Raw genomic sequence first — 22,092 nt, 5'->3', positions numbered from 1 at the left:
ATTACTTTATCCAATTCGTGTTCCGTTATTTATTTTAGTATCCGGAGCTATTAATGTAATTTCTTTATTACTACCAATACCTCCTAATACCAAACATTCACTCATAATATTGGCTATTTGTTTTTTAGGAAAATTTGTAACAGCAACAATTTGACGTCCTATTAATTGATTTGGAGTATAGAGTTTGGTAATTTGAGCCGAAGTTTTTTTGATACCAAATTCACCAAAATCAATATGCATTTTATAGGCAGAATTTTTCACTTCTTTAAAAATTTCTGCACTAATAATAGTACCAACACGCATTTGTACTTTTGTGAAATCAGTCCAAGTTAGCAAGCTTTCTTCCATGTTAATTAATTTTTCCGTTATTTTTATTTAATAATCGAGTTGCAGCTGCAAATGGAGTTGTTTTTCCATCTTCTAACTTTTTAAACTCTTCTTTTAATAATTTTTTTATAGTAGTATTGTTATAAAAATTATTTTTTAATTGTTGGTTAATTGTTTCTAATAACCAGTATTTATGTTGATTATTTCTTTTTTGTTGAAAATAATTATTTTTAATAGTTGAGGTTACATAATTATTAATCATTTTATAAATAGCTTCTATTCCGATACTATGAAGTGCACTAGCTAATAAAACTTCAGGCTGCCATCCACTATCTTTTAGAGGGTATAAATGTAAGGCTTGTTTAAATACTGCCTTGGCAATTTTTGCATTTTGCTCGTTGCCGTTATCAGTTTTATTAATTACAATAGCATCTGCCATTTCAATAATACCTCGTTTTATGCCCTGTAATTCATCACCAGCACCAGCTAATTTAAGTAGTAAAAAAAAATCAGTCATAGAATGTACTGCTGTTTCAGATTGACCAACACCTACGGTTTCAATAATAATAGTATCAAAACCAGCGGCTTCACATAAAATAATACTCTCACGTGTTTTTTGAGCAACACCACCTAAAGAGTTTCCTGAGGGAGAGGGACGGATAAAAGCATTTTTATCTGTAACCAATTGTTCCATACGTGTTTTATCTCCCAAAATGCTACCTTTATTAATAGCGCTACTTGGGTCTATAGCTAAAACGGCTACTTTTTTACCTAATGCGGTTAAATATTTTCCAAAAGCTTCAATAAAGGTACTTTTACCAACGCCTGGTACGCCAGTTATGCCAATTCTAATAGCTTTGTTAGCATATGGTAAACAGGCTTCTAAAATTTCAATAGCTTGTTGTTGATGCTTACTATTAGTGCTTTCTACTAAAGTAATAGCTCTACTTAAAAAAGTAATATTTCCTGTTAGTATTTGAGAAACAAACTCTTGTGTGTTTATTTTCCTTTTTCGGCTTAATTTTATTTTTTCTGCAGATGATTTGCTAATTGTTTCAGTTTTTGAAGCATCATTTTTTTTGTTAGTCATCATAATTTATAAAAAAATAATTAAGGTAAATTTATAAATAAATATACCTTTAACAGTAAAAATTTCACTTTTATCAAAAGGTAAAAAACAATTTATATAGAATAGCCAATTACTGTTATTTTAATTTAAAATAACAGTAATTTTTTAACTTAAATTAGACTAAAATTCAATTTCATTATTCTTTATAAAGTACCTATCTTTAGCATCTATTAATAGTCATTTTTTGTATGAAATTATATCAAGAAAATCAGTTAAAAGTATACAATTCTTTATCTAAAAGCAAAGAGCTTTTTAAACCTGTAAACGACGGATATGTAGGTATGTACGTTTGCGGACCTACCGTATATAGCAATGCCCACTTAGGAAACGTACGTACGTTTATGTTTTTTGATGTAGTATATCGTTATCTATTACATTTAGGTTATAAAGTGCGTTATGTACGTAATATTACCGATGCAGGGCATTTAGAAAATGATGCAGATGAAGGAGAAGATAGAATTTCTAAAAAAGCACGTTTAGAAGAAATTGAGCCAATGGAAGTGGTACAAAAGTACACTGTTGATTTTCATGATGTTTTAAAAAACTATAATTTTTTACCACCAAGTATTGAGCCAACAGCAACCGGTCATATTGTAGAGCAAATTGAAATGATTAAAGAAATCATAGAAAAAGGATTTGCATACGAAGTAAATGGTTCTGTTTATTTTGATGTTTTAAAATATAACGAAACTGGTAATTATGGAATTCTTTCTGGTCGAAAAATAGAAGATGCAATTCATAATACACGAGTTTTAGATGGACAATCTGATAAGAAAAATCCACAAGATTTTGCACTTTGGAAAAAAGCAGATGAACGTCATATAATGCGTTGGCCTTCACCTTGGAGCGATGGTTTTCCTGGTTGGCATTTAGAATGTTCGGTAATGAGTACAAAATACTTAGGTGAAAAATTCGATATTCACGGTGGTGGAATGGATTTGAAATTTCCACATCATGAATGTGAAATAGCACAATCTCAAACTTGTAGCGGTGTTACGCCTGTAAATTATTGGATGCATACAAACATGTTGTTATTGAATAGTCAGAAAATGGCAAAATCTACAGGTAATTTTATTTTGCCTAACGAGATTTTATCTGGAGAAAATGACATTTTACCAAAAGCATTCTCAGCAAGTGTAGTTCGTTTTTTTAACATGCAAGCCAATTATAGAAGTATTTTAGATTTTTCAGGAGAAGCATTAGAAGCTTCTGAAAAAGGGCATTCAAAATTAATGGAAGCTGTAAATTTCTTAGATAAAATAGAAGCAGCAAATAGTTCTACTTTTGATGTTCAGAAATGGAAGAAAGATTGTTACGCAGCTATGAATGATGATTTTAATACGCCTGTATTAATTTCTCATTTATTTGAAGCCGTAAAAATAATCAATCAAATAAAAGAAAATAAAGCAAGTTTAACTGAATCAGATTTATCAGAATTTACAACAACTATAAACGCTTTTGTTTTTGATGTTTTAGGGTTGATGAATGAAGTAACTCAAGGAGCTTCTTCTAATAAAGTTAATGGCGTAGTTGAGTTATTAATTAAGCTACGTAAAGAAGCTCGTGAAAATAAAGACTGGGCATTATCTGACCAAATACGTGATGAATTATTAGCTTTAGGAGTTCAGTTAAAAGATGGAAAAGAGGGAACAAGTTTTTCAATCAATTAAAAAAAGTTGAAAAATTTTTTAACATATCCGTTTATAATATTGGTTCGGTTTTATCAAACGGCTATTTCACCATTCACACCAGCAACTTGTAGGTATTCACCAACGTGTTCTAGTTACACTATACAAGCATTGCAAAAACATGGTTTGTTTTTTGGTGGATGGTTAGCAATAAAAAGAATTTTTAGTTGTCATCCGTGGGGTGGTAGTGGCTATGATCCTGTGCCAGAAAAGAAAAATAAATAATAGTCATTTTAATGGCGCAAAATAAATAATACATGAATTTTTTATCCATAGTATGGGATTTAGATCCTGAAATTATAAAAATAGGTAGTTTCGGTATCCGCTGGTATAGCTTAATGTTTGTAACTGTATTTGTATTAGGGCTTCATTTAATGAAGAAAATTTATATAAATGATAAAATTCCTGTAGAAAAATTAGACCCATTATTTATGTATGTATTTATTTCTATGTTAGTAGGAATGCGTTTGGGTGATGTATTTTTCTATAGCTGGGATTATTATCAACATCATTTATTAGAAATATTTTTACCAATGAAACAATTAGCCGATGGCTCTTGGAAATTTACAGGTTTCACAGGTTTTGCAAGTCATGGTGCGGCAATTGGTATTCCTATAGCATTATATTTTTATGCTAAAAAACACTTACAAAAATCATGGTTATTTATTTTAGATAGATTAGGTATTATAGTTGCTTTGGCAGGCTTTTTTATTAGATTAGGAAATTTTTTTAATTCTGAAATTTACGGAAAACCAACAAATAGTAGTTTTGGTGTAATATTTAAAAGAGCAGGCGAAACTGTAGCTAGTCATCCAACACAATTGTATGAAGCGTTTAGTTATTTAGCCTTGTTTTTTGCGTTATGGTATTTTTATTGGAAAACAGATAAAAAAAATCAATTAGGTTTTTTATTTGGATTGTTTATGGTAGTGTTATGGACGTTACGATTTTTTATTGAATTTTTAAAAAAAGCACAAGTTGATAACAGAGAAGATTGGGTTTTCAACTCATTAAACACAGGACAAGTATTAAGTATTCCACTTGTTTTAATCGGGTTTTGGTTGATGTTTAGAAAATCAAAATAATTTATACAAAAATAAATACCTCCAAATTATTGTGAATTTTTTGGAGGTTTTTTATTGATGCTTTTGATAAAAGAAACTCAAAAATTAACTAATTCAAATTAATTAATATAATAATGTGTCCATTCAAAGATGTTTTTAAACACTTTTTCTCGAACATTTTTTTTAGAGAGTACTAAATCATGCATTCCGTTTTTTATTTCACATAGCGTAACATTTCCATTTATTTTTTGTGCATAATCATGAATGTGCTGTACGTTTAAAACAGCATCAGCATTCATAAAATCATCTGACCATTTTTTTTGATAAATAGATTTATCACTATGTAATACCAACATTGGAACATTTATACGCCAATTATTTTGAATGTTTTTGTGAGCTTTATGAATGGCGTGTATAAATCCAAAATTTACTTTCGGAATATTGTATGGTTTCCAAGCTAGTGAATAATTCCAAGTTCCATATTTACTATTATGAAGGCTATAACCATATAATTCTGAAAAATGGCTAGAAACTAATGTATTTGGAAAATAATTTCCTAAAAAAGAAAGTGTTGGAACGCCTAATTTTCTTTCAATAATACTAAGGTTAAACTCATAAAAAGGACTGTTGCAGATGAGTCCATCAAATAACTTACTGTTTAAATTATTACCTGCATAATTGGTTATGATTAAGCCTCCGGTGGAGTGTCCTTTTAAAATAACATGTGTATTTTTTTCTGATTTAATAATTTTTAATGCCTTGTTTATTTCTTCATCATATTCTAAAAGTGAGCGAACATTGTTTAATTTTTGATGTTTTAATAACGATCTACCATATTTTCTTAAATCAAGAGCATAAAAATTGTAACCTTGTTCATTAAATTTTTCTGCCATTTCATTCTGAAAAAAATAATCATTGAAACCATGTATATATAAAATTGCTCTAAAAGTTTTTTTTTGTGGTTTTTTGCGAATTAAAGTAGCTATAACAGTTCCTTCATAATCATTTGCTAAAGGAAGTGTTAATTGTTCAAAACCATGGCCAAGTACATCTGGTGAATAATTTTTATTATCGTTTTGCATCAGTATTTATTCTTAATAGGATGTTTTATGCTTTTTTTTGTATGAGAAAATATTTTATATTGAAGTAATACCATCATTAAAAAAAAAGCAACAAAATTTATCTGTAATAACATTGAAATTTCAGGCTTAATAGAAGCTAGGTTTCCACCGTAAAAGGCAACTTTTCGAAAGCCACTCAAAAATTGTGTAAGTGGAATATATTGTGCAATATTAGAGATCGCATTTGGTATTGCCATGGTTGGCCAAGTAAAACCACTAAGCACAAAGGCGGGCGTTGAAATAACCATTAACAGTTCGGTAGCTTTTAATTGATTTTGAAAAGCAATAGAAAATAACATTCCAATACTCATTGATGATAAGGTTACTAAAAAAGTTAAAACTAACATAGGTAAACTATAAATTTCCGCATCTATATTAAAATACGGAATAAAGAAGCTAACGACCATCCACATAATAGGAATCATCAGAAAAAAAGGCGTAGATTTAAGGACAATATGATACAAAGACCACTTACTTTCTTTCACTAAATTTGAAAAATAACCATCTTCAAAATCTCTAGCAAAAACCAATGCCATTGCCAAAAATATAATTTGTTGCATAATACCAGCAAGCAACCCTGGAAGCATAAACGTTACATAATTTCCAGTTGAATTATATAATTTGTTGAAGTTTATTTTAAAACTTTCGTAAGCGTTTATAGCTTGTTCAGGATGTAATCCTTGTTTTTTAAGTCCTTCAATTTCAATTCCTGCATTTACAGTCATTAGTACCGATTGAATATTTTTACTAGCCGTATTAGCGTTTAAAATATTTGCCATATTCAAATCTACACGTACTTCAGGATGTCGTTTTTGTAAAACATCTGCCTCAAAATCTGTAGGAAATGTAATAACAGCCACATATTGTTCAGTTGGCATTTCGGCTTTAATATTGCCAGGTGTATATCTTATATCTTTAATTTTTAAGCCTTCGTTGTCATTAAAAGCATCAATAATTTTATCGGTTGTTGGACTGTTATCTTGATCTATAATAACAATCGGCAGGTTTATTACTTTTGCTTGTTGATATACAAAACCAAACAATACTCCATATAAAATAGGTGCTCCAAAGAAAATAGCAAGTAATACGTTGTTCGAAAAGATGCGTGTAAATTCTATCCGAAGTAATTTTATGAATTTTTTCATGCGGTTATTCTTTAATTAAAACGGTGGCATTCAGGTAGAATATTTGCTCGTTATTTTCACCTGTTTTTTCGATGTTTTTATCTAAAGGAATTATTTTTAATTCATAAATAGCTTCTGATAATTCATATAAAGGAGCTGTACTGGTAATATCAGCATATTTAGCAAGTTGTTTTATAGCGATAATTTTACCTTGAATTTCTTCTTTGGTATACGGGTTTATAAGCGTAATTGGCGCACCTGTTTTAAAGTTATATACTTTTGATTCTGGCACGGTAAAACGAAAATATACACTGCTTTTTTTATAACCATTAAATAAAGTGTAACCAGGCGAAAGTAGTTCGCCCTGCTTTAAGCTAATTGTTTCTATTGACATATCGGTAGGCGCAATAATGTATTTTTCGTTCGCTGCCGAAAGGACTTCTTGCTTGGCACCCATAGCACGGTCTAATTGTCCTTTTGCTTGATCTATTTGCTCGGTTCTGGCACCATTTTTAGCTTCATTTCGTTTTGCTTCTATGGCAGTTACTTGTGCTTTTGCCATATTTAATTTCATTTTCACTTCATCAAATTGTTGCTGGCTTATTAATGAATCTTGATACATTGCACGCATTCTATTAAAAGATTCTTGCGCAAATTCTAACTGTGCTTTTCCTGCGTTTAATTTTCCATCAATTTGAATTAATTGGTCTTTTGTGGCACCATTAAAAGCCATTTTTAATTGTCCTTTAGCAGCTTTTATAGCACCGTTTACTTGTGTCATTTTAGCATTTACTTCCGGAATATCAATAAAAGCCAAGGTATCTCCTTTTTTTACATCTTGTCCTTCGGTTACATATATGTTACCAATTCTTCCTGCTATTTTACTACTAATAGACATGGTTTCAAACTTCACTTTTCCTTTATATGGAGTAATTGTTTGCTTGTTGGTGCATGAATTAAGTGATATTAATGCCGTGGCTCCAATAAAAATAGTTTTAAATAAATTCATTTTTTTTGAGTATTAATTATAAAAAGAAGTAAGAATTCCTTTTGCGTGTAACAGGTTTGTAATGGCTCTTCGTTGCTTAAAATAAGATTCTTGTAATTTAAAATTTGCTTTTTCTAAATCGGTTAAGGCATCTAGGACATCATTTATTGGGGCTAAATTGTTTTTATATTGTGTATTTATCATATCATAAGTAGCATTTGTTAAATCAATTTCTTTTTCACTTATTGTAATATTTTGAACGGAAAATTCATAATCGAGTGTTGCTTTTACAAGGCTTAAAGCAATCATTTCTTGTGCCTGTTTGCGTTGCTCTTTATATTTTAGGTTTTCAATAAGTGCTTTTTTACTGTTTAAAGTTGTTTTAAAACCATCAAAAGCGTTCCATTTTACGCCAACGCCTACATACCATTTCGGGTCTAATAATGATAAATCATCTTCTAAAAATTCATAATGTCCTTTTAGGGCTATTTTAGGAATGAAATTACTTTTTTCCATTTTAGCTTTATAAAGTGTTGCTTTTTCAGCTTCTTTTAAGGCTTTTATTTCATTACGTATTTCATTCGGAGTATCATTTGTATTTTTAAAGTTATTTTCTGATAAATTTTGATTAAAAGTTAGTGGAAATAATTGTGGACTTATCAATTTTAGACGGCTTATTTTTTCGCTAGTAAGCTGTTCTAAAACTGCTATTAATAAGGTTTTATTTTGATTAAAAGCTAACTTTTTAGAAGCTAATTGTTGCTGTGCTACTTCAATTTTTTTACGACTGATAGGAGTTGCTAGGCCATTTTTAATAGCTTGTTTCACAAAATGTTCTTGTTCGTTTAAGTATTTTTCAGAAACGGATAGTACTTTTTTAGAAGCATAGACCAAGGCTAATTGATCGTAAGTTTCTATAATTTTTAAGGCAATTTTATCTTTTTCTGCAATTTCCAAATAAGTTAAAGAAGCCTCTTTGTGTTTGCTTGCTTTTAAGGCGTTGCTTGCTTGAAATCCGCTAAATAATACCCAATCAACATCAACTGCTGCTTTTAAAAGATTTTCATCTTGAAGATTTGGTACATTTTTTATAGGAATACTACTTGGAATTGCGCTATTAAATGGTATGCCGATTGCTTCTTTAATGAGTAATTTTTGCGTTCCCATTAAAAGGTTTTGCGTATCGTTATCAAAAGTAATCGGTTCGTTTAAGTGTACAAAACTTCCGTTAAATGTAACATTGGGTAAAAATACTGATTTTGCTAATTTTTGATCTATTTTAGCTTTTTGTGCGTCTAAATTATAAATACTAGCGGTATGACTTTTATGTAATCCTTTGTTGATAAGTTTCTTTAAAACAGAGTCAAGATGTTGTGAGAAAATTGTAAGTGGATTAAAGCCTATTAAGAAAATTAGGAGTATGTATGTTTTTGATATTTTTGTTAGCATTGCAAAGATTTTAAAAGTACAATGTAAATATCTTAATAATAAAACAATATTCTTTTGACTTATGTCAAAAAAGTATATGTAATATTTAAGTTTAAAAAGAGTGTAAGTTATTATTTTATTTTTCTGATTCTACTAAGGGTTGCTTGGTTCATACCTAGATATGATGCAATGTGACTTAAAGCTACGCGATGTGAAATATCAGGAAACTCTGAATTCATATAATCATATCGTTCTTTAGCGGTTTGAAATTGAATAGCATTTAATTTATGTACAACTTTTGTAAGCATACTTATTGATAATAGGCGAATAAATTTTTCTACTTTATGATATTTTTCTAATAAAAGGGTTATTTTTTCGTGCGATATGCTATATAAAACTGAAGTTTCTAAAACTTCTAAATAATAATAACTTGCAGTTTGATTAAAAAAACTATCAGCACTTGACATGAAAACTCCTTGTCCGAAAAACCATTGTGTAACATCCTTACCATCTTTTTTTAGGTAATAACTTCTAGCTATTCCTTTGTGTACAAAATATAGCTTTTTACAAATTTGCCCTTCTTTTAATAAAAGGTCATTTTTTTGAACTTCTTCTTTATTAAAATGCGCTAAAATATCGTTTAATTCATCGTGAGAAAAAGTAATTTGTGCTGTTAAAAAATCAGTGATATCCATACATAAAATCTAAAAAAAAACAATTTAAGAAGTTATTTTTTTAATTTTGAATTAAATGTAATTTAATTCTTTTTTATTATTAAAATTTTTATTTTTAACTTCATAATCATAGCTATATATTTAAAATAATGTTTCTCTGTAGTAATACAAAAAAATGTTAAAAAGAGATAATTTAGTTATAAGTTTTTTTCTTTTAATTAATAGCATTTTAAAAGAGTCTAGAAATTTTTTTATTTTTAAATATAGATTATTAATACCTTATTTTATCTTGTTTTTTAGTCCATTTTTTAAAAGGTTCTAAAGCAATTTTTCTGGCAACTTGTTTAAACGGAATGCTACGTTTTTGATAAGGTAAGTCAATTTCTTTGTAAATAAAGGCATCATCAAAACCAATATTAGCGGCACCTTGTTGATTACTTCCATAATAAATCTTGTCAGGACGAGCCCAATAAATAGCACCTAAACACATAGGGCAGGGCTCACAAGAAGTGTAAATAATACAGCCATTTAACTGAAATGAATCTATGTTTTTACATGCATTTCTAATAGCGGTAACTTCCGCATGAGCTGTAGGATCGTTGGTAGAAGTTACTTTATTATTTCCTATACCAATAATTTCTCCATTTTTAACGACAATACAACCAAACGGACCACCTTCGTTATTATTCATTCCTTTTAAAGCTGTTTTTACAGCTTCACTCATATATTTTTCGTGTTTATTCATTATTAAGAAATAATGACATTACTAATTTAATTGATTTCTTTTATTTATCGAATTATAATATTGGTTTCTATTGTGTAAATATTTGGTACACTTAGCGTAATAAAAATACTTTTATAACCTTAATTAAGGCATTTATGACCTTTTTTTTTATTCATTTTATTTAAATAAACAACTTTGTTCTACAAAATCAAAACTAACTACTTATGAAATTAACATTTAAATTTATTTTAAAAACAATATTACTATTAAGTATTGTTGTTTTTAATTCTTGTAATAAGAAAGAAAAAGAAAAAGAAAAGGTAAAAGAAATTAAAATAACAGCTTATAACAATGCTGTAGAAAAAAGTTTATGTAATAGCAGTTGGTTTCCGCATTCACAAACACCTGCACCACTTGAAGGAAAAAAAAGTCTTTTTGCAGCAAAAAATACTACTAATGCTATTTTTCATCAATGGTCATGGCAAAAATTTTTATGGTTAACAAAGCCAACAACAGAAGTTATTTTATTACCAATACTAACAAGAGGTGAGCCAACACCAATTCCTTTAAAAGTAAAAATTCCTTTATTTTTAAATCCTAAAAATATGCATCAGGTAACATCTCATATGCAGAATGTAGTACAACAACAAGGTGCGGCTTTGGTTTTAACAGATACTGCTCAGGCAGGTTCTGGGGGTGTTTTGAAAACAAACCCAGCTTATAATGATGCTCATAAATCAGAATCTGTTTTTTATTCTATCCATGTAAATTCTACAATGAAAAATGCTGCAGAAAAATTTAAAGATTCTATACTTACGGGTAAATTAGGTAAAAACAATTTATCATCTTTTCCTATTGGTTCATTAGAGTTAAAAGTTTCTTGGACACCAGTTACTGCTATTCCAAAAAATAAAATTGCAAATTATTATACTACTGTAGCAGCTATTTCTACTAACGGAAAAACGTATACAAATACCAAAGTAGCTTTGTTAGGTATGCATGTGGTTGGTGTTGTTGAAAATCATCCAGAATTTATTTGGGCTACTTTTGAACATAATGATTTAGCTCCAAATTATAATTGGTCAAAAAATGAAGCAAATTCATCAACAGAAAAATTATTGTTCTCAAAAGGTACCACTTCTGGAATTGAAGGCATTACTTGGGTAACAAATAGTGCAAAGTTAAAAAGTAAAGCCTTTGATTTATTTGAGTACGGGGTACCTAGAAATATAGATGGAAGTTTAATGATAACTTGTCAACAAGAACCAATTAATTCTGATAATATCAGAGAGATAAATAATTGTGTGAAAATTAATTTAGAAAAAGAAGTAAGTGCTTGGAAAAATTATTTTTATAATGGATCTATTTGGATAGGTACTGATGGTTTAAATACTCAAGAACAAGCGCAATTATTAGTTAATTTAGAAGGAGCCATAGCTAATGCAACCGAGGGTTCATCAGCAAGGGGTTCTTTAAATAATGCCAATGTAACAATGGAAACTTATACACAAACTTTTAAAAGTAATATAAATGATATTACGGTTGATAATTTAGCTAACTGTTTTAGTTGTCATAATGCAGTAAGTTATACTGGAGATAAATCACCTATTTATTTGAGTCATATTTTTGATGCTTATATTAAACGAGCAGAAGGAAAAACATTTAAGCAAGTTGAAATGTTAAAAGCAAAACAAGAAGTACAAGAATTTATGGAAAACAGATTAAAGTAAAGTTTTTAGGTTGACTTTATTAATAAACCTCTCCTACTAATATTATGGAGAGGTTTGTTTTTAAAACTAAAATATTAATGCTTTTTTACCAATTTATATTTAATTATTCTTTAGCACCATGACTTTTTGCTGTAGCTATCCAATGTTCTGAAAGCCCTTTTGTATCGGCTCTTAAACCTCTTGATAAATGTAATGCAATAGCAATTATTAAAACCGAAGCTTCATGAAGTTCTTCAAATGTTTGTAGATTTCCGAATTTTTCTTGCGCTTTTAAAAGGATAAAATCATTGTGTTTTTGAGCGAAAGTAACAGGATTATTATCGTGGTTTGTTATTGATGGAATCATTAAATAATCTATCCATTCTTTACCTATTCTTTTTGCTGATGCTTTGTGTGTTTCTTTACCTATTATTCTCCACATTGCAAGTGTTTTTGTATCTCCAGAAGCAGCTAGTCCCGAATCTAAAAGTAGTTCAAAACCAATATCAGCAATATTTTGCATGACCATTAAATAAGCATCTAATGCTTTTTCATACTGTTCAGCTTTTTGTTCTTTTAAATATTCACCAACACTAAGTTTAGGTAAATCTAATACTTCGGAACAATCTGTTAAGCACGGAAAAGCGTTTCCTTCATAAATATATTCAGCTTTTTCAAATTGTACTTGACGACCAAGTGGATATAAACGACAGGCTAACGGACGACCAACGTGAACGCTACAACCAGCGTTATCTAAATATTGACTACATGCTTTTTGTCCTTTTTTATCGGTTTTTCCATCAAAAAGCAATTGAATACCTCCAAATTCACTATAAAGGTTACGAAACTCTTTAGTACTAATTTTTTTCTCTTGACTAAAACTAAATAATTCCCATGGATTCAGCATTACATCTTTTCCAAAACAACATGATCCAGAACGTGAGCAAGTAAGTGGTAATATACTTTCAGAATTTAGTTTTGTTACTTGCATTTTGTATGTTTTATTTTTGAAATGAATAGTTGAACTGAGTAATAGTTATTTTTATAGCGGGGTCAAAAATAAGATTTAAAAAACAAAAATCCCTACAATTATAAATTGCAGGGATTTTAATATATAAAATTTAAAAAAGAAGATTATTTTAATCCACCAATCATTTGTTCAGGTTTTACCCATTCGTCATATTCAGCTTCCGTAACATAACCTAAACGAACTGCTTCTGTTTTTAAAGTAGTTCCGTTTGCGTGAGCCGTGTTTGCAATTTCAGCAGCTTTATAATAACCGATTTTAGTATTTAAAGCAGTAACTAACATTAAAGAATTATTTACTAATTCAGTAATTCTAGTATGATTTGGCTCAATACCAGCCGCACAATTTACATCGAAAGATACACAAGCATCTCCAATTAATTGAGCAGATTGTAATACGTTTGCCGCCATCATTGGTTTAAAAACGTTTAATTCGTAATGTCCTTGCGTACCACCAACAGTAACAGCAACATCATTACCCATAACTTGCGCACAAACCATAGTGATTGCTTCTGCTTGCGTAGGATTTACTTTTCCAGGCATAATAGAAGAACCTGGTTCATTTGCAGGAATAATTAATTCACCAATTCCAGAACGAGGACCAGAGGCCATCATACGAATATCGTTGGCTATTTTATTGATAGAAACAGCTAATTGCTTTAAAGATCCGTGAGTTTCAACAAAAGCATCGTGAGCAGCTAAAGCCTCAAATTTGTTTTCGGCAGTAATAAAAGGTAACCCTGTAAATTCAGCAATATATTTAGCAACTAAAACATCGTAACCAGCAGGAGTGTTTAACCCTGTACCAACAGCAGTACCACCTAAAGCTAATTGAGATAAATGGGCTAAAGAATTTTTTAAAGCTTTTAAACCGAAGTTTAATTGTGCTACATAACCAGAAAATTCTTGTCCTAAAGTTAGGGGAGTAGCATCCATTAAATGTGTACGTCCAATTTTTACAACATCTTTAAATACTTCTGATTTTGCCTGTAAAGTATCACGTAATTGCTCAACTCCAGGAATTGTAACTTCAACAATTTTTTTGTAGGCTGCAATGTGCATTCCTGTAGGAAAAGTATCGTTTGATGATTGCGATTTGTTTACATCATCATTTGGTTGAATAGTTTTTTCACCTTCACCAATAACGTTACCAGCAATTTCATGTGCTCTGTTGGCAATTACTTCGTTACAGTTCATGTTACTTTGAGTACCAGAACCTGTTTGCCATATTACTAACGGAAATTGATCATTGTGTTTACCTGCTAAAATTTCATCACAAACTTGTGCAATTAAATCTCTTTTTTCTTCAGCTAAAACACCTAATGCTGCATTTGTATAAGCCGCCGCTTTTTTAAGATAAGCAAAACCATATACTATTTCTAAAGGCATTGAGCCCGCAGGACCTATTTTAAAGTTGTTACGAGAGCGTTCAGTTTGTGCTCCCCAATATTTATCCGCAGGAACTTCAACATTTCCCATGGTATCTTTTTCAATTCTGTACTTTGTCATTTTAAAATGATTTAAAAGAATATAAATTAACTTAAGTCAAATTTACAAATTCTTATAGGTTTTAGTGTTGATTTTTTTAGGAGATTTTATTGGATGAAAAGAAAAATAGTTCTAATTTTGCATTATAACAATTATTAACAGAAAACAAATGTTAGATTTTTCACAATTTTCAGGATTAGTATTATTCATGTTTATTTTTACGACCGGATTCTGGTTGTTAATTTTCTTGTTAACATTTGTAGTTCCTTATTGGATTGGTGGAACAATTTTAGAGAACTTAAAGTTAAAGAGAGAAGCAAAAAAAGCAGCTCAAGGTAAGTAAGCTTTTATAAAACATATAAAAGGCTCGCATTTAGCGAGCCTTTCTGTTTTAGAAAGAGTTTCGTTTTCCTCTTCTATTTCCTGAACCTTTTGAAGGACGACTTTTTTTGCGTTCTTTCTTTTTTTCTTTCATTATTTTATTAAACTCAACAAGTTGTTCTTTATCTAAAAAGGTTTGTAGTTCTTTTTCTTGCTTTAAATTTAATTCTTTAATTTTAATTCTTTTTTCTTGATCAGATATTTCTTTCTGATGAAGTGCTGTTTTTTGATGGTTATATTTTAAAACAACTTCTTTTATTATTAATAATTGAATGTTATCGATTTTTAGTTTTTCTTGAACTTTTTCTAATTTTTTATCAATTATTTTTTCCTTATTTTTTTGTGCTACTATATTTTCTGTAAAGTTTATTATTAATAAACTTATAATTATTAATTTATACATAAAATTTTAATTCTAAGATGTAATTGCGTTAGGGATTGAATGGTATGTTTGAGCTCTTTTAGTTGATGTGCTTTTTTGCACATCAACTAAAAAGCGAGTAATGAAAGCCCGCTCGAACGCCCAATTTTAATCTTCAAAACCAGCACCATCATTACTTTGTCCTGTAGGTTTTTCTCTTTTTTTCTTTTGATTAAAACGATAGGTAAAACTTAGTGATACTTGTCGTTCTCTCCATTGAAAAGTTCCGTTTGCTATTGTTGATGGATTTTCTCTATCACCATAATAAGTTGTACTTTCTCGTTTACGAGAGTTGAATAAGTCACTTACATTTAATACTAATGAGGCTTTGTCTTTTAAAATATCTTTACTAAAAGATAGGTTTGCCATAAACATTCCTTTACTTTCGTTTTGCGCACTATTTTTTGGGCCTCGATACATTAGGCGTGTTTGCCATTCTATTTTTGCAGGAAGTGATATACGAGCGTTAAAACGTGTAAACCAACTATTTTCATTTACAGCAGCTAAATTTGTAGAAACCTGTGAGCCGTCTAATGCAGTATATGTGTATAAAAAAGCATCGGTATTAAATTTATAGTAGTTAAAACTTGCTGATAAACGTATTTTTTTTGAAGGGTTGTAGTTACTTGTTAATTCGAAACCATAACGTTTTTCGTTATTTAAATTTAAAGGTTGACGTATAAAAACATTGGTTCCATTTCTTTTTTCAATAATTGAAACTCCTTGAATTATGTCTGTAGAGTATTGATAATATAAGGAAGTTCCTAAATTTAATTTTTTAATTTTTGTATTGTAACCTAAATCGAAAGAACTGGTAAATGTTGGGTTTAAATCAGGATTACCTCTAAATACATTGGTAGCTGAACTTCGGCTTTCGAAAGGGTTTAAATACCAATGACGAGGTCTTCTTAAACGACGACTGTACCCTAAACTTAGGTTTTCATTATCATTTAATTCATAGCCAAGGTTAATTGTAGGAAACCATTCGGTATAATTTTTTTTAGATTTTTGATTGGTAGTTAATACATTTAAATCAATATTTGTTATTTCAGATCGCAAGCCTAATAGGTAAGAAAATTTATTAATTTTACTTCCGTACTGTGTATAGAAGGCATAAATATTTTGTTTAAAATTGATAGCGTTTGAAGGGTCAAAATTTGTATTAGGGTCTAGAATATTTACTTTAAAATCAGAATTTAAATTTTGATATGTAGCTTTGTGTCCAATTTCAAATTGATTATTTTCACCAATTGGCAACACATAATCTATTTGAACTAGTTTTTCTTTAGAGTTTGTTATTTGTGAGTTTAGTTCTGATAAGGATCCGTTAACAGTAATTGGTGCATTTTCTGTTTCTTTACTGTCTCCATATTGTAAATCGATGGTTAGTTTTTGTCCGTCTTCATTTAATTTATTAGTATAGTTTATAGAGTACTGATTGTCTATATTATTTTCTTTTTCATTTTCTATACGAATTTCATTGTATATAGGTTGGGTTGGGTCGTTAAGTAAAAATTTATTTGTTAGGTTAGTAGCAACATCATCTCCATTTGATTTTCTGTATACATAATTACCTGTAATAGAGCTGTTATCGTTTATGTAGTATTCTAAGCCTATTGAAGCATTAAAATTCTTATTTTTTCTATCGAAAATTCTATTTTCAATTTGTGTACTGTCTAAAATACCATTATTTAAATAAGATAATTTAGTATGTGAGTTTCCTGGTCCTTTTCTGTACGAATAGCCAAGGTTTGTAAATAGATTTATTTTTTTTGTACGGTAATTTAAATTTGGTGCAATTCGTACTAAATCAGGATTACCAACGGTAAGGTTTAATGATCCATTAAAACCTGTTATTTTTCCTTTTCTAAGAATGATATTTAAAATACCAGCAGTTCCTTCAGCGTCATAACGTGCTGATGGTGATGTTATTACTTCTATTTTTTCAATGGCATCTGCAGGTAAATTACGTAAAGCATCAGTACCTGTTAAACCAACTAAGGCAGAGGGTTTACCATCGATTAATATACGAACGTTTTCACTACCTCTTAAACTAACAGCTCCTTCCGCATCTACATTTACAGAGGGTACGTTGTCTAAAACATCAGAAGCAGTTCCGCCTTTAACAGTCATATCTTTACCAACGTTGTAAATCTTTTTATCTAAACGAATTTCTACGGTAGATTTTTCAGCTATAATTTCAATTTCATTTAACCTTTCTGCATCTTCAGAGAGTGTAATAGTACCTAGGTTAGTATTTTTAGTTAATTTTTTATTAGATAAATTTTTAGTTTTAAACCCGATAAATTCGACCTTAATTGAATATTCTCCTTTAGGAACTTCAATAGAAAAATTTCCTTTTGTATCTGTTATTCCTCCTAAAACATGCTTGTTTTGTATATGAGTTAATACTAAGGTCGCATACTCTAAGGGGTGATTAGATGTAGCTTCAATAATTTTACCTGTTAGTGTTATTTTAGAAATATTAGCACGAGCAGGTTTTTGCGCAATAGTTGAAATAGATATTAAAATAGCTATAATAAGTATAATTTTTTTCATTGAATGTTTAGTTATATAAAAGAAGTAAGACAACGAAGTTCTTTAAAGGTTTAACAATGTTAAGTTAAAGAAGTGTTAAATAAAAAAAGGTCGCATTTAGCGACCTTTTTAAGTATTGTAATTATATTGAAAAATATTATTTTTTCTTTGCTTTTTGTTGAGCAGCTTGTTGCTCTTGAGCTTGTTTCATAGCATTGTCTAAACGCTCACGAAACTTACTTTTAGCTTTTTCAGGTTTCTTTTTATTTTCTTGAATTTTTGCGTGAATTTTATCTTCGTCAATTACATAATTTTTAATAATTAACATAATTACGATGGTTAATAAGTTTGATATAAAGTAATATAAACTTAAGCCACTTGCATAGTTGTTAAAGAAAAACAACATCATAATAGGTGAAAAGTATATCATATACTTCATCATTTTAGTCATGTCAGGCATTCCTTCTTGCGTTGGTGCTTGCATATTAGCTTGTTGGTTTTGGTTCATTTTCATATAAAAGAAAATGGCTACTGAGGCTAATATTGGAAATAAACTAATATGGTCTCCATAAAAAGGAATGCTAAATGGTAATTGATAAATCATATCGTATGATGATAAATCATTTGCCCATAAGAAACTTTTTTGTCTAAAATCGATGTTTGTTGGAAAAAATTTAAACAATGCAAAAAATACAGGCATTTGTAATAGTGCAGGAATACAACCTGACATCATACTTACCCCAGCTTTTCTTTGCACAGCCATGGTTTCCTGTTGGCGTTTCATGGCATTTTCTTTACCAGGAAATTTTTTGTTAATTTCTTCCATTTCTGGACGAATTACTTTCATCTTAGCACTTGATAAATATGATTTATAAAGTACTGGAGACATAATAATACGAACAACAATAGTCATTAAAATAATAATCAACCCAAAGTTACCAATAAAACCTTTTAACATGTTAAATACTGGGTAGAATACTGTTCGGTTTAAGAAACCAAAAATACCCCAACCTAAATCGGCAATTTCATTTAAACTGGTACCTTTATATGTTTTTAATAGGTTATAGTCTGTTGGTCCGTAAAACCACTGCATGTTATAATTTAATTCTCCATTAGTTAAGGCTAAAGGAGTTTTTAGAGCATATGTTTTTGTAAATAAAGTATCTTTTTCTTCGCCAGCAAAATCAATTGATTTTAAGGTAGCGTTATTAAAAGGAGTGTCTGATGATAAAATAGAAGAGAAGAAGTGTTGCTTATAAGCAACCCAATTAACATCACTCATGGCTTCATCATCATTCATTTGTAAATAATCAACATCACCATCAGCTTTGTAGTAGTAGTAGGAATACATGTTTTCGGTTTTTAAACTTTTTTCATGTCTAAAACCTTTCAAGTTCCAATCTAAATTAATTGCTTGAGAGCTATTTATTACACCATTTAAACCTTGAGAGCGAACAGCAAAATCTATACGGTAATCATTTTTTTTAATTTCGTAACGGTATTCTAGAAATTGATTTTCAGATACTTTCAATTTCATAGAAAGTATTTGAGTATTACCATTTTTAGTTAGGGTAGGAGTAAATAATAAATCTTTTGTGTTTAATATACGATTATCAGTAGTACCAAAATTAATATTAAAAGATGCATTTTTATTTTTGACTAAATATAAAGGAAGTGAGTCAAAGGTTTTGAAGTTTTTAATTAAAGCTTCTGTAATTTGCCCTCCCTTATTATCAATAGTTAATTTAACAAGGTTATTTTCTATAGATGTATTTCCATTTTTACCTGTAGCAGCACCATATGCAAAAGCACCTAGTTTGTTTTTTAAAGCAATTTGCTGTAATGAATCATTAACAGTAGATGTTTCTGTTATATTGTTTTGAGTGGTTGAAGCTTCAGAAACTTGAACTGTTTGTGTTGTTGTTTCAGTAGTTACATCAGGTTTACGAGAATTCATCCACCATAGTAATATTCCTCCTAATAAAAGCATTCCTATAAAGGAATTTAAATCAAATTTTTTTTGTTCCATTTATGTTTGTTATAATGTCAACTTGTCTTTTTTTGTTTTTTTTGATATTTTAAAAACCTGACAAATGTAGTGAAAACCATATGTTTTTATATGGTTTTACAATGATTAATTTTCAATAGTATACTAGTCTAAATAGTGTTCCAACTACAACTTGTTAAAAAAAATCCTGTAATTAAAAATTACAGGATTTTAAATTTATTTTTTTGACTGTTTTAACGCAGCCTTTATAAAACTTACAAATAAAGGGTGTGGGTTTAATACGGTACTTTTATATTCTGGATGATATTGAACACCAACAAACCAAGGGTGTGTAGGTATTTCAACAATTTCTACCAAACCTGTTTTCGGGTTTATACCTGTTGATTTCATTCCAGCTCCTTCTAGTTGCTCTTTATAATCGTTGTTATATTCGTATCGATGGCGATGGCGCTCGCTAATTAGTTTAGTTTTGTATGCTTCGAATACTTTAGAGTTTTCGGTAATTTCACAATCCCAAGCTCCTAAGCGCATTGTTCCACCTTTTTGAGTAACATCTTTTTGTGTTTCCATTAGGTTAATAACAGGGTATGCTGTGTTTTCATTCATTTCTGTTGATTCAGCACCTTTTAGCCCTAAAACATTACGAGAATACTCAATAACAGCCATTTGCATTCCTAAACAAATTCCTAAAAAAGGAATGTTGTTTTCGCGTACCCATTGTACTGCAGCAATTTTACCTTCAATACCTCTGTCTCCAAAACCAGGAGCTACTAAAACACCATTTAAGCCTTTTAGTTGAGATGCTGCATTTTCAGGAGTTAATTCTTCAGAATGAATCCAACGAACAACAACTTTTGTTTTATTGGTAGCACCTGCATGTACAAATGCTTCGGTAATTGATTTGTAAGAATCGTGTAACTCTACATATTTACCAACTAAACCAATTTCAATAGTAGAGGTAGGGTTTTTATGACGTTCTAAAAATTGATTCCAAGCTTTTAATTTAGGTTGTTTGCGAGTAGATAAGTTTAATTTATCTAAAACGACATAATCTAACCCTTCTTTAAACATTAAGTTAGGAACATCGTAAATAGTTTCTGCATCTAACGATTGAATTACATCTTGTTTTTTAACATTACAAAATAATGCTAATTTACGTTTAATGGTGTCGTTTATTTCATGTTCAGATCTACATACTAATATATCAGGACTAACACCACTTTGCATTAGCATTTTAACAGAGTGTTGTGTAGGTTTTGTTTTTAGTTCACCAGCTGCCGCTAAATAAGGTACTAAAGTTAAATGTATAACAATAGCATTGTCGTCTCCTAATTCCCACTTTAATTGACGAACGGCTTCTACGTAAGGTAATGATTCAATATCACCAACTGTACCACCTATTTCGGTAATAACAATATCAAATTCACCAGTGTTTCCTAAAATTTGAATTCGGTTTTTTATCTCATCTGTAATATGAGGTATTACTTGAACTGTTTTTCCTAAAAACTCTCCTTTACGTTCTTTATTTATTACAGATTGATAAATTTTACCTGTAGTAACATTATTAGCCTGTGAAGTAGGAATATTTAAAAAACGTTCGTAATGACCTAAGTCTAAGTCTGTTTCGGCCCCATCATCAGTGACATAACATTCACCATGTTCGTATGGGTTTAATGTTCCTGGGTCAATATTAATATATGGGTCTAATTTTTGTATAGTCACAGAGAATCCTCTTTGCTGTAATAATTTAGCTAAAGAAGCGGCAATAATTCCTTTTCCAAGTGATGAAGTTACGCCTCCTGTTACAAAAACGTATTTAGTATTGTTCATGGTATTGTTAGGTTTGCGCAAAAGTAAGAACTCTGGCTATTCGAACAAATAAAAAAGTAAAAAAAATGTATAAAAGTTTCTTAAATTTGAATTTTGAAATTTATATACAAAAAAAACAAAACTAGTATTTGTAAGACAAAAAAACTATTGTATATTTGCCCACGCTTTTAGCAGACGGAGTTTCATAAAAGCAAAATATAATAAAGACCATTTTTAAAAACATACATAATGCCGAAAAGAACTTACCAACCATCGAAGAGAAAAAGAAGAAACAAACACGGTTTCAGAGAAAGAATGGCATCTGCTAATGGACGTAAAGTATTAGCTAGAAGAAGAGCTAAAGGAAGAAAGAATTTAAGTGTATCTTCTGCTCCAAGACCAAAGAAATAATGATTAACAACTGTTAATATATTAGGTGTTACTA

20 protein-coding genes are annotated in these 22,092 nt (G+C 29.7%); 6 read left to right on the top strand and 14 right to left on the bottom strand.

Features of this window, described 5'->3' with window-relative positions; translation table 11 throughout:
- Positions 1–6: 6 nt before the first annotated feature.
- Together ACN5J4_RS02940 and meaB are read right to left on the bottom strand one after the other, a co-directional pair.
- A complete protein-coding gene (locus tag ACN5J4_RS02940) occupies positions 7–348 on the bottom strand; it encodes a tRNA-binding protein (RefSeq protein WP_418650676.1) in 342 nt (113 codons plus the stop codon).
- A 1-nt stretch (position 349) separates the two neighbouring features.
- The gene (gene meaB, locus ACN5J4_RS02935; protein WP_418651127.1) at positions 350–1,417 is read right to left on the bottom strand and encodes a methylmalonyl Co-A mutase-associated GTPase MeaB; all 1,068 of its coding nucleotides are present in this window, start codon (positions 1,415–1,417) and stop codon (positions 350–352) included.
- Between the two features lie 227 nt (positions 1,418–1,644).
- On the opposite strand from meaB, the gene cysS reads away from it, so the two are divergent.
- Genes cysS through lgt form a run of 3 tightly spaced genes read left to right on the top strand, consistent with a single transcriptional unit; the run spans position 1,645 to position 4,229 of the window.
- A complete protein-coding gene (gene cysS / locus ACN5J4_RS02930; RefSeq protein ID WP_418650675.1) occupies positions 1,645–3,126 on the top strand; it encodes a cysteine--tRNA ligase in 1,482 nt (493 codons plus the stop codon).
- Positions 3,127–3,132: 6 nt separating this feature from the next.
- A complete protein-coding gene (gene yidD / locus ACN5J4_RS02925; protein WP_418650674.1) occupies positions 3,133–3,369 on the top strand; it encodes a membrane protein insertion efficiency factor YidD in 237 nt (78 codons plus the stop codon).
- A 32-nt stretch (positions 3,370–3,401) separates the two neighbouring features.
- Positions 3,402–4,229 (top strand): prolipoprotein diacylglyceryl transferase, encoded by an 828-nt coding sequence (gene lgt, locus ACN5J4_RS02920; protein WP_418650673.1) that lies wholly within the window; start codon positions 3,402–3,404, stop codon positions 4,227–4,229.
- A gap of 98 nt (positions 4,230–4,327) precedes the next feature.
- Here lgt and ACN5J4_RS02915 read toward each other — a convergent pair whose 3' ends face one another.
- From ACN5J4_RS02915 to ACN5J4_RS02890, 6 genes are all read right to left on the bottom strand, one after another.
- A complete protein-coding gene (locus ACN5J4_RS02915; protein WP_418650672.1) occupies positions 4,328–5,290 on the bottom strand; it encodes an alpha/beta hydrolase in 963 nt (320 codons plus the stop codon).
- Positions 5,290–6,474, bottom strand: a complete 1,185-nt coding sequence (locus ACN5J4_RS02910; RefSeq protein ID WP_418650671.1) for an ABC transporter permease — start codon at positions 6,472–6,474, stop codon at positions 5,290–5,292. The genes ACN5J4_RS02915 and ACN5J4_RS02910 overlap by 1 nt, the downstream gene beginning before the upstream one ends.
- 4 nt (positions 6,475–6,478) lie before the next feature.
- Positions 6,479–7,462 (bottom strand): HlyD family secretion protein, encoded by a 984-nt coding sequence (locus ACN5J4_RS02905; RefSeq protein WP_233885116.1) that lies wholly within the window; start codon positions 7,460–7,462, stop codon positions 6,479–6,481.
- A 12-nt stretch (positions 7,463–7,474) separates the two neighbouring features.
- Positions 7,475–8,890 carry a TolC family protein gene (locus ACN5J4_RS02900; RefSeq protein WP_418650670.1) on the bottom strand — a complete coding sequence of 472 codons (1,416 nt, stop codon included), beginning with the start codon at positions 8,888–8,890 and terminating at the stop codon, positions 7,475–7,477.
- A gap of 110 nt (positions 8,891–9,000) precedes the next feature.
- Positions 9,001–9,564, bottom strand: a complete 564-nt coding sequence (locus tag ACN5J4_RS02895) for a Crp/Fnr family transcriptional regulator (RefSeq protein WP_418650669.1) — start codon at positions 9,562–9,564, stop codon at positions 9,001–9,003.
- Between the two features lie 250 nt (positions 9,565–9,814).
- Positions 9,815–10,288, bottom strand: a complete 474-nt coding sequence (locus ACN5J4_RS02890; protein ID WP_418650668.1) for a nucleoside deaminase — start codon at positions 10,286–10,288, stop codon at positions 9,815–9,817.
- Positions 10,289–10,491: 203 nt separating this feature from the next.
- On the opposite strand from ACN5J4_RS02890, the gene ACN5J4_RS02885 reads away from it, so the two are divergent.
- Positions 10,492–11,997, top strand: a complete 1,506-nt coding sequence (locus ACN5J4_RS02885; protein ID WP_418650667.1) for a hypothetical protein — start codon at positions 10,492–10,494, stop codon at positions 11,995–11,997.
- A gap of 103 nt (positions 11,998–12,100) precedes the next feature.
- Here ACN5J4_RS02885 and ACN5J4_RS02880 read toward each other — a convergent pair whose 3' ends face one another.
- Positions 12,101–12,967: a YkgJ family cysteine cluster protein gene (locus tag ACN5J4_RS02880; protein WP_418650666.1), complete on the bottom strand. Its 867-nt coding sequence runs from the start codon at positions 12,965–12,967 to the stop codon at positions 12,101–12,103.
- 143 nt (positions 12,968–13,110) lie between these two features.
- Entirely contained in the window at positions 13,111–14,511 is a 1,401-nt protein-coding gene (fumC, locus tag ACN5J4_RS02875) for a class II fumarate hydratase (RefSeq protein WP_418650665.1), read from the bottom strand.
- A gap of 148 nt (positions 14,512–14,659) precedes the next feature.
- Here fumC and ACN5J4_RS02870 point away from each other — a divergent pair, with 148 nt between their 5' ends.
- Positions 14,660–14,833, top strand: a complete 174-nt coding sequence (locus ACN5J4_RS02870) for a hypothetical protein (protein WP_418650664.1) — start codon at positions 14,660–14,662, stop codon at positions 14,831–14,833.
- Between the two features lie 48 nt (positions 14,834–14,881).
- Here ACN5J4_RS02870 and ACN5J4_RS02865 read toward each other — a convergent pair whose 3' ends face one another.
- The 4 genes from ACN5J4_RS02865 to ACN5J4_RS02850 form a co-directional block, all read right to left on the bottom strand.
- Complete coding sequence (locus ACN5J4_RS02865) at positions 14,882–15,274, bottom strand: hypothetical protein (RefSeq protein WP_418650663.1); 393 nt, start codon at positions 15,272–15,274, stop codon at positions 14,882–14,884.
- Positions 15,275–15,400: 126 nt separating this feature from the next.
- Positions 15,401–17,851, bottom strand: coding sequence for a TonB-dependent receptor domain-containing protein (locus ACN5J4_RS02860; protein WP_418650662.1), 2,451 nt, complete (start codon positions 17,849–17,851; stop codon positions 15,401–15,403).
- A 136-nt stretch (positions 17,852–17,987) separates the two neighbouring features.
- Positions 17,988–19,859, bottom strand: coding sequence for a membrane protein insertase YidC (gene yidC / locus ACN5J4_RS02855; protein WP_418650661.1), 1,872 nt, complete (start codon positions 19,857–19,859; stop codon positions 17,988–17,990).
- A gap of 195 nt (positions 19,860–20,054) precedes the next feature.
- Complete coding sequence (locus ACN5J4_RS02850; RefSeq protein ID WP_418650660.1) at positions 20,055–21,668, bottom strand: CTP synthase; 1,614 nt, start codon at positions 21,666–21,668, stop codon at positions 20,055–20,057.
- A 228-nt stretch (positions 21,669–21,896) separates the two neighbouring features.
- Here ACN5J4_RS02850 and rpmH point away from each other — a divergent pair, with 228 nt between their 5' ends.
- Positions 21,897–22,058: a 50S ribosomal protein L34 gene (gene rpmH, locus ACN5J4_RS02845; protein ID WP_058884776.1), complete on the top strand. Its 162-nt coding sequence runs from the start codon at positions 21,897–21,899 to the stop codon at positions 22,056–22,058.
- Positions 22,059–22,092 lie beyond the last annotated feature (34 nt).

Origin of the sequence: Tenacibaculum aestuariivivum, from assembly GCF_964507685.1 — a bacterium.
GTDB lineage: Bacteria > Bacteroidota > Bacteroidia > Flavobacteriales > Flavobacteriaceae > Polaribacter > Polaribacter aestuariivivum.
This window is presented reverse-complemented; position numbering and strand designations above follow the sequence as displayed.

Coding starts and splice junctions, on each gene's coding strand:
- rpmH (WP_058884776.1), top strand. CDS start 21,897: ATGCCGAAAAGAACTTACCAACCATCGAAGAGAAAAAGAAGAAACAAA.
- ACN5J4_RS02940 (WP_418650676.1), bottom strand. CDS start 348: ATGGAAGAAAGCTTGCTAACTTGGACTGATTTCACAAAAGTACAAATG.
- ACN5J4_RS02895 (WP_418650669.1), bottom strand. CDS start 9,564: ATGGATATCACTGATTTTTTAACAGCACAAATTACTTTTTCTCACGAT.
- ACN5J4_RS02865 (WP_418650663.1), bottom strand. CDS start 15,274: ATGTATAAATTAATAATTATAAGTTTATTAATAATAAACTTTACAGAA.
- ACN5J4_RS02885 (WP_418650667.1), top strand. CDS start 10,492: ATGAAATTAACATTTAAATTTATTTTAAAAACAATATTACTATTAAGT.
- ACN5J4_RS02915 (WP_418650672.1), bottom strand. CDS start 5,290: ATGCAAAACGATAATAAAAATTATTCACCAGATGTACTTGGCCATGGT.
- lgt (WP_418650673.1), top strand. CDS start 3,402: ATGAATTTTTTATCCATAGTATGGGATTTAGATCCTGAAATTATAAAA.
- ACN5J4_RS02870 (WP_418650664.1), top strand. CDS start 14,660: ATGTTAGATTTTTCACAATTTTCAGGATTAGTATTATTCATGTTTATT.
- yidC (WP_418650661.1), bottom strand. CDS start 19,859: ATGGAACAAAAAAAATTTGATTTAAATTCCTTTATAGGAATGCTTTTA.
- ACN5J4_RS02905 (WP_233885116.1), bottom strand. CDS start 7,462: ATGAATTTATTTAAAACTATTTTTATTGGAGCCACGGCATTAATATCA.
- ACN5J4_RS02850 (WP_418650660.1), bottom strand. CDS start 21,668: ATGAACAATACTAAATACGTTTTTGTAACAGGAGGCGTAACTTCATCA.
- ACN5J4_RS02880 (WP_418650666.1), bottom strand. CDS start 12,967: ATGCAAGTAACAAAACTAAATTCTGAAAGTATATTACCACTTACTTGC.
- fumC (WP_418650665.1), bottom strand. CDS start 14,511: ATGACAAAGTACAGAATTGAAAAAGATACCATGGGAAATGTTGAAGTT.
- ACN5J4_RS02890 (WP_418650668.1), bottom strand. CDS start 10,288: ATGAATAAACACGAAAAATATATGAGTGAAGCTGTAAAAACAGCTTTA.
- ACN5J4_RS02860 (WP_418650662.1), bottom strand. CDS start 17,851: ATGAAAAAAATTATACTTATTATAGCTATTTTAATATCTATTTCAACT.
- meaB (WP_418651127.1), bottom strand. CDS start 1,417: ATGACTAACAAAAAAAATGATGCTTCAAAAACTGAAACAATTAGCAAA.
- cysS (WP_418650675.1), top strand. CDS start 1,645: ATGAAATTATATCAAGAAAATCAGTTAAAAGTATACAATTCTTTATCT.
- ACN5J4_RS02910 (WP_418650671.1), bottom strand. CDS start 6,474: ATGAAAAAATTCATAAAATTACTTCGGATAGAATTTACACGCATCTTT.
- ACN5J4_RS02900 (WP_418650670.1), bottom strand. CDS start 8,890: ATGCTAACAAAAATATCAAAAACATACATACTCCTAATTTTCTTAATA.